The sequence below is a fragment of the Kitasatospora sp. NPDC023118 genome (genome assembly GCF_055560875.1).
In genome coordinates this window covers 37,118-49,992 of sequence record NZ_JBVHHW010000004.1, presented here as the reverse complement: position 1 = coordinate 49,992, position 12,875 = coordinate 37,118, and the positions used below count along the sequence as shown (strand labels likewise).

The 12,875-nt window shown below is 72.9% G+C and carries 9 protein-coding genes; 8 read left to right on the top strand and 1 reads right to left on the bottom strand.

The genetic code is table 11. The annotated features are described in order from the left end of the window. The first annotated feature begins 283 nt into the window (after positions 1 to 283). The 6 genes from ACZ3UD_RS06540 to ftsH all read left to right on the top strand — a co-directional run bounded on the left by ACZ3UD_RS06540 (position 284) and on the right by ftsH (position 9,046). On the top strand, positions 284 to 1,636 hold the full coding sequence (locus ACZ3UD_RS06540) for an ammonium transporter (RefSeq protein WP_465582951.1): 1,353 nt from the start codon (positions 284 to 286) through the stop codon (positions 1,634 to 1,636). Then, complete coding sequence (locus ACZ3UD_RS06535) at positions 1,636 to 1,974, top strand: P-II family nitrogen regulator (RefSeq protein ID WP_380612682.1); 339 nt, start codon at positions 1,636 to 1,638, stop codon at positions 1,972 to 1,974. The genes ACZ3UD_RS06540 and ACZ3UD_RS06535 overlap by 1 nt, the downstream gene beginning before the upstream one ends. 141 nt (positions 1,975 to 2,115) lie before the next feature. After that, positions 2,116 to 4,560, top strand: coding sequence for a [protein-PII] uridylyltransferase (locus ACZ3UD_RS06530; protein WP_465582948.1), 2,445 nt, complete (start codon positions 2,116 to 2,118; stop codon positions 4,558 to 4,560). Positions 4,561 to 4,673: 113 nt separating this feature from the next. Beyond that, complete coding sequence (gene ffh, locus ACZ3UD_RS06525; protein WP_402951544.1) at positions 4,674 to 6,239, top strand: signal recognition particle protein; 1,566 nt, start codon at positions 4,674 to 4,676, stop codon at positions 6,237 to 6,239. 133 nt (positions 6,240 to 6,372) lie between these two features. Then, positions 6,373 to 6,915 (top strand): GNAT family N-acetyltransferase, encoded by a 543-nt coding sequence (locus tag ACZ3UD_RS06520; RefSeq protein WP_465582946.1) that lies wholly within the window; start codon positions 6,373 to 6,375, stop codon positions 6,913 to 6,915. Positions 6,916 to 7,009: 94 nt separating this feature from the next. Beyond that, positions 7,010 to 9,046: an ATP-dependent zinc metalloprotease FtsH gene (ftsH, locus tag ACZ3UD_RS06515; RefSeq protein ID WP_465582943.1), complete on the top strand. Its 2,037-nt coding sequence runs from the start codon at positions 7,010 to 7,012 to the stop codon at positions 9,044 to 9,046. Positions 9,047 to 9,181: 135 nt separating this feature from the next. Here ftsH and ACZ3UD_RS06510 read toward each other — a convergent pair whose 3' ends face one another. Continuing rightward, positions 9,182 to 10,006, bottom strand: coding sequence for a class I SAM-dependent methyltransferase (locus tag ACZ3UD_RS06510; protein ID WP_465582941.1), 825 nt, complete (start codon positions 10,004 to 10,006; stop codon positions 9,182 to 9,184). 211 nt (positions 10,007 to 10,217) lie between these two features. Here ACZ3UD_RS06510 and proS point away from each other — a divergent pair, with 211 nt between their 5' ends. After that, the gene (proS, locus tag ACZ3UD_RS06505; protein ID WP_465582938.1) at positions 10,218 to 11,630 is read left to right on the top strand and encodes a proline--tRNA ligase; all 1,413 of its coding nucleotides are present in this window, start codon (positions 10,218 to 10,220) and stop codon (positions 11,628 to 11,630) included. 401 nt (positions 11,631 to 12,031) lie between these two features. After that, positions 12,032 to 12,610 (top strand): hypothetical protein, encoded by a 579-nt coding sequence (locus ACZ3UD_RS06500; protein ID WP_350741716.1) that lies wholly within the window; start codon positions 12,032 to 12,034, stop codon positions 12,608 to 12,610. The last annotated feature ends 265 nt before the right edge of the window (positions 12,611 to 12,875 follow it).

Sequence of the window (12,875 nt, the reverse complement as noted above, 5' to 3'; positions counted from 1 at the left end):
CCCCGCACCGGACTCCACCGACCGTGACGGCCGCCGCCGCCGCGGTCGGTGGCTTCTGGGGCGCCGGTGGTGGCATGCGGCGGCACGGTAGCCCATCCGGCCCCTCGGCGTGGCCGCGGTTCACGTGCCCGTAACCCGCGCGACGCACGCGTCACGGCCGCGAAACAACCGACCGCACTGGCCGAAATCAGCCTTCGGCACTCTCCTCTTCATCGCCGCCACCCCGGGCGGCACGGGACAGGTACCCGGGGTGTGGAGCGGCTTTCACGCAGAGGAGACGCCGATGCCGGACGGCTTCAGCGCGGGCGACACCGCCTTCGTGCTCATCAGTGCGGCCCTGGTCATGGTGATGACCCCGGGCCTGGCCTTCTTCTACGGGGGCATGGTCAGGGCCAAGAGCACACTGAACATGCTGGCGATGAGTTTCCTCTCGCTCGGCATCGTCAGCGTGCTCTGGGTCCTCTACGGGTACTCGCTCAGCTTCGGGCCCGACTCCTTCGCCGGACTCATCGGCAACCTGGACTTCCTCGGGATGCGCGGGATCGGGCTGAACGAGCTGACCGGGTCCATCCCGGTGACCGCGTTCGCGGTCTTCCAGCTGATGTTCGCGATCATCACCCCGGCGCTGATCAGCGGCGCCATCGCGGACCGGGCCAAGTTCGCCGCCTGGGGCCTGTTCATCGCGCTCTGGGTGACGATCGTCTACTTCCCGGTCGCGCACTGGGTGTTCTTCTTCGACAACGGCCACGGCGGCTGGCTCGGCGACAGAAACGGTGTGATCGACTTCGCCGGCGGGACGGCCGTGCACATCAACGCCGGTGTCGCGGGCCTCGCGCTCTGCCTGGTGCTGGGCAAGCGGGTCGGCTTCAAGAAGGACCCGATGCGCCCGCACAGCCTGCCGCTGGTGATGCTCGGCTCCGGGCTGCTGTGGTTCGGCTGGTTCGGCTTCAACGCCGGCTCGGCGCTGGCCGCCAACGGTGTGGCCGCGATGGCGATGGTCAACACCCAGGTCGCCACCGGCGCGGCGCTGGTCGGCTGGCTGATCTACGAGAAGTTCAAGCACGGCGCGTTCACCACGCTGGGCGCCGCCTCCGGCGCGGTGGCCGGACTGGTCGCGATCACCCCGGCCTGCGGCTCGGTCAGCCCGCTCGGCGCCGTGGCGATCGGCCTGATCGCCGGCGCGGTCTGCGCCGCCGCCGTCTCGCTGAAGTACCGCTGGGGCTTCGACGACTCCCTCGACGTGGTGGGCGTGCACGCGGTCGGCGGGGCGATCGGCTCGCTGCTGATCGGCCTGTTCGCCACCGGCGGGGTCGGCCAGACCGCCAAGGGCCTGTTCTACGGCGGCGGGCTGGGCCAGCTCGGCAAGCAGGCGATGGGCGTGGCGGTGGTCGCGGCGTACTCGTTCGTGCTGTCCTGGCTGCTGGCGAAGGCGGTCGACAAGCTGGTCGGCTTCCGGGTCACCGAGGAGGTCGAGGTGGCCGGCATCGACCAGGCCGAACACGCCGAGTCCGCCTACGATTTCAGCGCCGTGGGCGCCGGCCTGGCCCGGGCCCTGCCGAGCCTGGGCGGTGTCGCCCCCGCGCCGGTTGCCGTGTCCGTCGAGAAGCCCGTTGAGAAGACCGAGGTCGACGCCTGATGAAGCTCATCACCGCTGTGATCAAGCCGTACCGCCTGGACGAGGTGAAGGCCGCCCTGCAGGCCTTCGGGGTCCACGGCCTGACCGTCACCGAGGCCAGCGGCTACGGCCGCCAGCGCGGCCACACCGAGGTCTACCGGGGCGCCGAGTACACCGTGGACCTGGTGCCGAAGATCCGGATCGAGGTCCTGGTCGAGGACGAGGACGCCGACGGCCTCATCGACGCCCTGGTGAAGGCCGCCCGGACCGGGAAGATCGGCGACGGCAAGGTGTGGAGCATCCCGGTCGACACCGCCGTCCGGGTCCGCACCGGCGAACGCGGGCCGGACGCCCTGTGAGGCCCTGACCGATCGGCGGGCCCGCACCCCTCCCGGGGCGCGGGCCCGCCGACGGCGTATCGGCGCCCGGCCGGGCCGCAGGCCGTACGGCGCCGACGACCGACCGCTCGGCGGCCCACCTGACGGACGGGACCCACGCGCATGACCACCGAGACCAGCCCCTCCGACTCCTCCGCCCCCTCCGACCACGCCGCCGCCCGGGCCCAGCTGCTCGACCGGCCCGGTCTGACCGGCCGACCCCGCCGGGCCGCGCTCGCCCGGCTCACCGACGACTGGCTGGCCGGGCTGCTCGCCGCCGCCGGCGCCCCCGCCTCCGGCGTCGCCCTGGTCGCCGTCGGCGGCTACGGGCGCGGCGAACTGTCCCCGCGCAGCGACCTGGACGTCCTGCTGCTGCACGACGGCCCGATCGCCTGCGAGCTGCCCGAGCGGATCTGGTACCCGGTCTGGGACGCGGGCGCCAAGCTCGACCACTCGGTGCGCACCGTCGCCGAGGCCCGCTCCGTCGCGGCCGCCGACCTCAAGGCCCAGCTCGGCCTGCTGGACGCCCGCCACCTCGCCGGGGACGCGGCGCTCACCGCCGCGCTGCGCTCCGCGGTGCTCACCGACTGGCGCGCCGGCGCCCCCGCGCGTCTGCCCGAGCTGCGCGAGCTGGGCCGGGAGCGGGCCGAACGCCACGGCGAGCTCTCCTTCCTGCTGGAGCCCGACCTCAAGGAGGCCCGCGGCGGGTTGCGCGACCTGGTCGCGCTGGACGCGATCGCCGCCACCTGGCTCGCCGACGCGCCCCGGGACGGCCTGGAGACCGCCGCGCTGCGGCTCGCCGACGTCCGCGACGCGCTGCACCTGGCCACCGGACGGGCCACCGAGCGGCTCAGCCTCCAGGACCAGGACCAGGTCGCCGAGCGGCTCGGTGTGCTGGACGCCGACACCCTGCTGCGCCAGGTCTACGAGGCCGCCCGGACCATCGCCTACGCGAGCGACGTCACCTGGCGGGCGGTGGACCGGATACTGGCCGCCCGCTCCGGCCGGGGCCGCCGGACGGGCCGGCGGGGCTTCCCGTTCACCGGCGCCGGCCGCGGCACCGGCGCGGTGGCCCGGGGCGCGGTCGAGCGCCGCCCGCTCGCCGAGGGCGTGGTCGAGCAGGACGGCGAGGCGGTGCTCGCCCAGGCCGCCCGTCCGGCCACCGACCCGGTGCTGCCGCTGCGCGCCGCGGCCGCCGCCGCCCAGAACGGGCTGACCGTCTCGTACGCGACGGTGCGCCGGCTGGCCGCCGAGTGCCGACCGCTGCCGGTGCCCTGGCCGGACGAGGCGCGCGCGCAGCTGGTCACCCTGCTCGGTGCGGGGGAGGCCGCCGTGCCCGTGTGGGAGGCGCTGGAGGCGGAAGGACTGGTCACCCGGCTGCTGCCGGACTGGGAGCGGGTGCGTTGCCGTCCGCAGCGCAACGCGGTGCACCGCTGGACGGTGGACCGGCACCTGGTGGAGACGGCGGTGCGGGCCGCCGCGATGACCCGCCGGGTGGCCCGGCCGGACCTGCTGCTGGTCGCCGCGCTGCTGCACGACATCGGCAAGGGCTGGCCCGGTGACCACAGCGAGGCGGGCGAGGTGATCGTCCGCGACGTGGCCGCCCGGATGGGCTTCGGGGCCGAGGACACCGAGACACTGGCGGTGCTGGTCCGCCACCACCTGACCCTGGTGGACACCGCGACCCGGCGCGATCCGGACGACCCGGCCACCGTCGAGGCGATCACCAAGGCGGTCGGCACCCTGCCGGAGCTGGAACTGCTGCACGCGCTCACCGAGGCGGACGCGCTGGCCACCGGCCCGGCCGCGTGGAGCAGCTGGCGGGCCTCACTGGTGGACGGCCTGGTGGCCCGGGCCGCCGCCCGGCTCGCCGGGGCCGGCGGCGCGCCCGCGGAGGGTGCGCCTACCGCCGGGCAGGAGCGGCTCGCGGTCGAGGCCGCCCGCACCGGCGAGCCGGCGCTGTCGCTGCTGGCCCAGGCCGCGGGGGCGGACCCGGGCACCGAACCGATGGGCGTCGAGCTGACCCTGGCCGTCCAGGACCGTCCGGGGCTGCTCGGCACGGTCGCCGGGGTGCTCGCGCTGCACCGGCTGACCGTCCGCTCGGCCGGCCTGCGCGAGCTGGACCCGATCGGCGCGGGCCCGGTGCTGCTGCTGTCCTGGCGGGTGGCCGCCGAGTTCGGCGAGCTGCCGGAGGCCGCCAGGCTGCGCGCCGACCTGCGCCGGGCGCTGGACGGCTCGCTGGACGTCTCCCGCCGCCTCGCCGAACGGGACGCCGCCGCCCCGCGCCGCAAGGGCATCCCCACCCCGCCGCCGCTGGTCGCGGTGGCGCCCGCGGTGGCCTCGGCGACCGCGACCGTTCTGGAGGTCCGCGCGCACGACGCCCCCGGACTGCTGCACCGGATCGGCCGGGCGCTGGACGGGGCGGGGGTGCGGGTGCGCACCGCCCACGTCTCCACGCTGGGCGCGGAGGCCGTCGACTCGTTCTACCTGACCGACGCGGGGGGCCGTCCGCTCACCGCCGAGCGGGCCGGGGAGGTGGCGGCGGCGGTGCGGGCGGCGCTGGGCTGAGAACCGGTCGGGGCAGGGGTTTCGGCAGGGGTGGAGACCGTACCCGGGGCGGCCGGATACCCTGGGGGACGACGACCGTACCGATACCGATGCCGCAGAGGACCCGCGCCGACGTGTTCGACACCCTTTCCGATCGCCTCGCAGCGACGTTCAAGAACCTCCGGGGCAAGGGCCGCCTGAGCGAGGCGGACATCGACGCCACCGCCCGCGAGATCCGCATCGCGCTGCTGGAGGCGGACGTCGCGCTGCCGGTCGTCCGGGCCTTCATCAAGCAGGTCAAGGAGCGGGCGCTCGGCGCCGAGGTCTCCGGCGCGCTGAACCCGGCGCAGCAGATCATCAAGATCGTCAACGAGGAGCTCATCGCGATCCTCGGTGGCGAGACCCGCCGGGTGCGGTTCGCCAAGAACGGCCCGACGGTCATCATGCTCGCCGGTCTGCAGGGTGCCGGTAAGACCACCCTCGCGGGCAAGCTCGGCTTCTGGCTGAAGAGCCAGAAGCACACCCCGCTGCTGGTCGCCTGTGACCTCCAGCGCCCCAACGCGGTCAACCAGCTCCAGGTGGTCGCCGAGCGGGCCGGCGTGGCCTTCTACGGCCCGCAGCCGGGCAACGGCGTCGGCGACCCGGTGCAGGTCGCCAAGGACTCGATCGAGTACGCCAAGCAGAAGCAGTACGACGTCGTCATCGTCGACACCGCCGGCCGCCTGGGCATCGACGCCGAGCTGATGCAGCAGGCCGCCGACATCCGCGCCGCGGTGAACCCGGACGAGGTCCTGTTCGTCGTCGACGCGATGATCGGTCAGGACGCGGTCACCACCGCGCAGGCCTTCCTCGACGGCGTCGACTTCACCGGTGTGGTGCTCTCCAAGCTCGACGGCGACGCCCGCGGCGGTGCCGCCCTGTCGGTCGCGCACGTCACCGGCCGACAGGTCATGTTCGCCTCCAACGGCGAGAAGGTCGACGACTTCGACGCCTTCCACCCGGACCGGATGGCCTCGCGCATCCTGGGCATGGGTGACGTCCTCTCGCTGATCGAGAAGGCCGAGCAGACCTTCTCGCAGGCCGAGGCCGAGAAGATCGCCGCCAAGCTGCGCGGCGGCCCGAAGCAGTTCACCCTGGACGACTTCCTGTCGCAGCTGGAGCAGGTCCAGAAGATGGGCTCCATCTCCAAGCTGCTCGGCATGCTGCCCGGCATGGGCCAGATCCGCGAGCAGATCAACAACATCGACGACAAGGACGTCAACCGGGTCGGCGCGATCATCAAGTCGATGACCCCGGCCGAGCGCGCCGAGCCGGAGCTGATCAACGGCTCCCGCCGGGCCCGCATCGCCAAGGGTTCGGGTGTCCAGGTCGGCGAGGTGAAGAACCTGGTCGAGAGGTTCTTCGACGCCCGCAAGATGATGTCCGCGATGGCCTCCGGCAAGGGCATGCCCGGCATGCCGGGGATCCCGGGCATGGGCGGCGGCGCGAAGAAGTCCGCCAAGAAGGCTCCGCAGGCCAAGGGCAAGCGGAAGAGCGGCAACCCGCTGAAGCGCGCCCAGGAGGAGGCCGCGGCCGCCGAGCGCCGGGCGCTCGGCCCGGGCGCCGGCCAGGGGCCCGCCGATGGCGGCGCGTTCGGCCTCGGTGCGGGCAAGGGCCCGGCCGACTTCGAGCTGCCCAAGGAGTTCAAGGACCTGCTGTAGTCCTCGGTCCTCGGCCCGGCCTGTTCGGCCTGAGCCGTTCTGATCGGCTTCGGTCGGTCCTGAGCCGTTCTGATCGGCCCGTCGTTCGGTGATCTCCGGGCGGCGGGCCGTTCATATGTCCGATGATGCTGCCATGTCTGATGATGTTGGCGTGCGAGTGATGATCAGGGCCCCGAGGGCCGAGGACGAGGCTGTGTACGCCGAGGCGGTCCGCCGGTCCGCCGAGCACATCGGGCGGTGGAACCCGGTCGAGCCGGACGGGCTGCCGGAACTGCTGGAGCGCCAGGGGCCGGGCCTGCGCACTTTCCTGATCTTCGACCGGGACTCCGGCGGGCTGGTCGGCAAGGTGAACGTCGCCAACATCGTGATGGGCCGGTTCTGCAACGGCGCGCTGGGCTACGACTCGTACTTGCCGTTCGCCGGCACCGGGCGGATGACCGAGGGCCTGCGGCTGGTCCTGGAACGCTGCTTCGCTCCGCAGTCGGCCGGCGGGCTGGGCCTGCACCGGCTGGAGATCAACGTGCAGCCGGAGAACGAGCGCTCGATCGCGATGGCCAAGCGGCTGGGCTTCCGGCACGAGGGCTTCACGCCGCGGATGCTGTTCCTGCAGGGGGACTGGCGCGACCACGAGCGCTTCGCGCTGACCGCCGAGGAATGGCCGGGCACCGCGGCATAGCCGCCGGGGGCGCGGGCTCCGGCGCGGCCGTACGGCCGATGGGGCGCGGCGTTGCGGTTGGCTCGTCCGAGCACCTGTCCGTATCGTCCGGTGGGTGACCGAACCCGCGCCGCCGCGCCAGACCCCCGACCAGCCCTGGCGGTCCGAGGGCGCCCCACCCCCGCCGCCGCCCCGACGCCGGATGCCCGGCGGCTGGGCGGGCCTCGTCCTCACCGCACTCGTGGTGTTCCTGATCTCCGACCTGCTGTTGTCGTTCTTCGGCAACGAGGGCGCCACCACGATCTCCTACACCGAGTTCAACAACCAGTTGAACAAGGGAAACATCACCAAGATCTACTCCAAGGGCGACGCGATCGAGGGCACCCTCAAGAGCGCCCAGCCCAAACCGGACGGCGGCAAGGGCAGCTACACCGAGTTCGACACCCAGCGCCCCTCCTTCGCGGGTGACAACCTGTGGGCCACCCTGCAGCAGCAGGGCGTCGAGGTGACCGCGACCTCGCCGGTGCAGCAGCGCAGCTTCCTCACCAACCTGCTGCTCTCGCTCGCCCCGATGCTGCTGCTGGTCTTCATCTGGGTGCTGCTCGCCCGCCGGATGGCCGGCGGCCTCGGTGCCGGGCCGCTCGGCCGCAAGGCCCCGCCCAAGCCGGTCACCGCCGAGCAGGGCAAGCGCACCACCTTCGCCGACGTGGCCGGCATCGACGAGGTCGAGGCCGAACTCACCGAGGTGGTCGACTACTTGAAGAACCCCGACCGGTACCGCAGGCTCGGCGCCAAGATGCCGCGCGGGGTGCTGCTCAGCGGCCCGCCCGGGACTGGCAAGACCCTGCTGGCCCGGGCCGTGGCCGGAGAGGCGGACGTGCCGTTCTTCTCCGCCTCCGCCTCCGAGTTCATCGAGATGATCGTCGGCGTCGGCGCCAGCCGGGTGCGCGAACTGTTCGCCGAGGCCCGCAAGGTCGCCCCGGCGATCATCTTCATCGACGAGATCGACACCATCGGCCGCCAGCGCGGCGCCGGCGGCGGCATGGGCGGGCACGACGAGCGCGAGCAGACGCTCAACCAGATCCTCACCGAGATGGACGGCTTCTCCGGCTCCGAGGGCGTCATCGTGATCGCCGCGACCAACCGGGCGGACGTGCTCGACCCGGCGCTGCTGCGCCCCGGCCGCTTCGACCGGCGGATCACCGTCAGCCCGCCCGACCGGGAGGGCCGCGCCGCCATCCTGCGCATCCACACCCGGACCGTCCCGCTGGCCGGCGGCACCGACCTCACCCAGCTGGCCAAGGTCACGCCCGGAATGACCGGCGCCGAACTCGCCAACCTGGTCAACGAGGCCGCCCTGTTGGCCGTCAAGCGCAAGCAGGACGCGGTCAACGAGCGGGACCTCTCGGACGCCCTGGAGAAGGTCCAACTCGGCGCCGTGCGGCCGCTGGTGATGCCCCAGGAGGAGCGCGAGCGGACGGCGTACCACGAGAGCGGGCACGCGCTGCTGGGCATGCTCCAGCCCGGTGCGGACCCGGTCCGCAAGATCACCATCGTGCCGCGCGGCCGCGCGCTCGGCGTCACCCTCTCCACCCCGGAGAACGACCGCTACTCGTACACCGAGCCCTACCTGCGCGGCCGGATTATCGGCGCACTCGGCGGGATGGCGGCCGAGCAGGTCGTCTACGGGGTGATCACCACCGGCGCGGAGAGCGACCTGGAGCAGGTCACCAACATCGCGCGCGGGATGGCCGGGCGATGGGGGATGAGCGAGCGGGTCGGGCGGCTCACTGCCGTGCCCGCGGACGCGCAGGGCGCGTACGGGCTCTCGGCCGCGCCGACCACGCTGGACGCGGTGGACGAGGAGGCCCGGCGGATCGTCGCCGAGTGCTACGAGGACGCGGTGCGGCTGCTGACCGAGCAGCGGCACCGGCTGGACGCGCTGGCGGCGGCGCTGCTGGAGGCGGAGACGCTGGACGAGGAGGCGGCGTACCGGGCGGCGGGGGTGCCGCGGGAGGCCTCGGACTCGGATGCGGAGCCGGCTTCGGGCTCGGGCTCGGCTTCCGCCTCGGGCTCGGGTAGGGACGGGAACGGGGACGGGCACGGGCACGGGGACGGCGGGTCGGACGGGAAGGCGCTCGACCAGGCGTGAAGTCGGTGCCGGGGGCGCTCGCCGAGATGGCGGGCGCCCCCGGTTTCCGTTGTCCGGCTTCCGTTTCCGATCGGTTCCGTTCCCGCCCGGTTCCGTCTCCGCCTGGTCCTGGCGCGGTCGTTCTCTGCGAACGCCCTACCGCGGCCGTTCGGCGACCAGGTAGCGGAAGACGTTCTCCATCCGGACCGTGTCGTCCGGGCGCAGGTACGGCTGCAGCGCCTCCTCCAGCTCCTTGGCCACCAGCGAGGCGCCGGAGAACTCCTCGGCCGCCTCGAACAGCCCGGTGGAGAGCAGGCCGCGGACCGCGCTGTCGAGGTCCGGGTAGGCGAACGGGCAGCTCACGCGGCCGCTGCCGGCCGGGCGCAGGCCGGCCGGGGCGAGCAGGTCCTCCAGCGTGCCGGGCGCGCTCAGCTCGAACGGGTCGCGCGCGGTGGTCCGGCCCGCCCTCCGGCGGGCCACGTCCAGCACCGGGGCGCTCTGGCAGCGCTCCGGCGGACCCCAGGCGGCGAGCACCACGTGCCCGCCCGGAAGGGTGAGCCCGGCCGCCTCGGCGACCACCGCGCGGGGCTCGGCGGCGCCGGGCAGCTGGTCGAAAACGGTCACCAGGGAATGGGCCGAGCGGGGGACGGCGGCGGTCGGCCGGGACCCGGCACACACCCGCAGCCGACGGTTGCGGGCCAGCTCGCGCAGCTCGTCCCGCGGCTCCTGCCCGGCGACCTGGGCGCCCCGTCCGGCCGCCAGCAGCAGGGCCAGTCCGGACCGGCAGCCCAGTCCCAGCACGCTGCTCGCCGGGCCGACCTCCAGGCGGTCGTACACCGCCTCGTAGAGCGGTACCAGCATGCGTTCCTGGATCTCCGCCCAGTCGCGCGCCCGCGCGGGCGCGGCGGCCCCGGGCTGCGGGTGGTGCGATCGTGCGCCTGTTGGTCGTACGGTCGTGCCGGTCGTCCGAGCTGAAGCCATCGCGGCCTCCCATCCGGTCCTTCGGTGTGCTGCTACGGCTCCCCCAAAGTCCCGCCCCACTCCAGCGAACAGCGGGTCGGGCCCGGCGTCCAGAGGGGTGCAGGGTGGTGCGCGCGTGTCGCGGTCGTGCGCCCCCTGCGGGTGCCGTACCACTGCCGCGGGTGTGATACCGATTCGAAACCGGAGGGCCGCGCCCCGTACGATTCGGCCCATGGCTAAGGCACCCGTTCTCACCCCCCAGGCGGAAGACTTCCCCCGCTGGTACCAGGACCTCATCAACAAGGCCGAGCTGGCCGACAACGGTCCGGTGCGCGGCACCATGGTCATCCGACCGTACGGCTACGGCCTGTGGGAGCGGATGCAGCAGGAGATGGACGCGCGCATCAAGAAGGCGGGCGCGCAGAACGCCTACTTCCCGATGTTCATCCCGCAGTCCTACCTGACCAAGGAAGCCGAGCACGTCGAGGGCTTCGCGCCCGAGCTCGCGGTGGTCACCCACGGCGGCGGCAAGCAGTTGGAGGAGCCGGTCGTCGTCCGGCCGACCTCCGAGACGATCATCAACGAGTACTTCTCCAAGTGGGTGCAGAGCCACCGCGACCTGCCGCTGCTGATCAACCAGTGGGCCAACGTGGTCCGTTGGGAGCTGCGCCCGCGCGTCTTCTTGCGCACCACCGAGTTCCTCTGGCAGGAGGGGCACACCGCCCACGCCACCTACGAGGACGCCCGTGAGTACGCGTCGATGATCCACACCCAGGTCTACGGCGACTTCATGACCAATGTGCTCGGCATCGACGTCGTCCTCGGCCGCAAGACCGCCAAGGAGCGCTTCGCCGGCGCCATCAACACCCTCACCCTCGAGGGCATGATGGGCGACGGCAAGGCCCTGCAGATGGGCACCAGCCACGAGCTGGGCCAGAACTTCGCCAAGGCGTTCAACACCACCTACCAGCTGCAGGGCGCCGAGCGCGAGCACGTCTGGCAGACCTCCTGGGGCGTCTCGACCCGCATGGTCGGCGGCCTGATCATGTCCCACGGCGACGACAACGGCCTGCGGGTGCCCCCGCGCCTGGCCGCGGTCCAGGCCGTCGTGCTGGCCATCAAGGGCGACGACGCCGTCATCGCCAAGGTCCGCGAGATCGGTGCCGCGCTGGAGGCGGCCGGCATCCGGACCGTCGTCGACGACCGCACCGACACCCCGTTCGGCCGCCGCGCCGTCGACTGGGAGCTCAAGGGCGTTCCGCTGCGCATCGAGGTCGGCCCGCGCGACCTGGAGAACGGCACCGCGATGCTGGCCCGCCGCATCCCGGGCGGCAAGGAGCCGGTCGCCATCGACGCCCTGGCCGCGCTGCTGCCGGGCATCCTGGAGGAGGACCAGGCGCTGCTGCTGCGCCAGTCCCGCGAGCGTCGCGAGGCCCGCACCGTCGACGTCAAGACCCTCGACGAGGCCGTCGAGGCCGCCGCGACCGGCTGGGGCCGGATCTCCTGGGCCGACCTCGGCCCGGAGGGCGAGGCCAAGCTGTCCGAGCAGGGCGTCACGGTGCGCTGCATCGTCGCGGCCGACGGTTCGGTGCCGCAGTCGGACGACCAGGAGGGCAATATCGCGATCGTCGCGCGTGCGTACTGATGCCTGTCACCCGCAGGCGATGACCGTTAGCGGCGACATTTGCCCGGAATGCGGATTGGTAAGAATCCGGTAACGCTCCCGGGGGACCACCGACACCCGACATCCCTACTGGCCGGTCAACTGCCGGTATTAACGGAATAGCGGTACGGTGTACGGCCCGTGGCCCTGTCAACTTCGGCGGGTCCACGGGCCGTACGTCCCTGGGGCGACAGCCCGCCCCTCGGACGGAATTCACGAGGCCCGTCGACTCTGCGGCGGGCCGAAACCGGCAGGGGGTTGGTCTTGCGTCAGATCCGGAACGCGCAATTCGCGCACAGTCGCGCATTCCTGGGAGTTCCCTGGGAATTCCCGGAGAACGGGAACATGCGGAACATCGGCTCGCCCTGCATCGTTGGTCTAGCGTGAGCACGACACAGCCCCTCGTCCTCGCGGCCGAACTGGCCGCCGCCTGGAGTGACATCCAGGCCTACCACCAGGACCTCCCGGACCTGGCCTCGCCCGAGGCCCTGATCGGCGAGTCCTCCTCGGCCTGTGGCACGCGGCTCGGTTTCGAGCGGCTCCTCCACGAGGCTGCCCACGGTCTGGCCGCGGCCCGGGACATCCGGGACACCTCGCGCGCGGGCCGCTACCACAACCGGCGCTTCCTGATGCTCGCCTCCGAGCTGGGCCTGGCGCACCCGGTCGAGCCGCACGCTAGCAGCGGCTTCTCCCAGGTGACCATGCTCAAGGAGACGCAGGAGCGCTACGCCGAGACCATCGAGCGCCTGGACCGCGCCCTCGGCGCGCACCAGGAAGCGGTGGCCGGCGACGGCGCCAACCGAGCCTTCCGCGGCCCGGCCGCCCGGCACGGGTCCTCCGGCGGCGGCGTCCGGGTCAAGGCGGTCTGCGGCTGCGGACGCAACGTCCGGGTCGTGCCGTCCGTGCTGGCGCAGGCGTCCATCGTCTGCGGCGCGTGCCAGCAGCCGTTCAAGATCGCGTAACCGGTCGGCCGGGACCGGTCGGCGACTGTGCGGGCAGTCGGTGCGACCGGGATGATCGGACGGTCGGAGTCGGTGAGTCTGTGGGCTGTGACCGGGAGCGGGGGCTCCCGGTCGAGCCCTGAACCTTGGGTTCCGGGCCTTGAGTGCCACTGTCCCCGGTGCTCTGAGCAGCTCAGTCCGCGGAGGTCGGGTGAAGACCGTCCTCGCCGGTATGGCAGAATGGACAGCTGAGTACTCGGCAGCCGGGCAGGACCCCTCTCTCCTA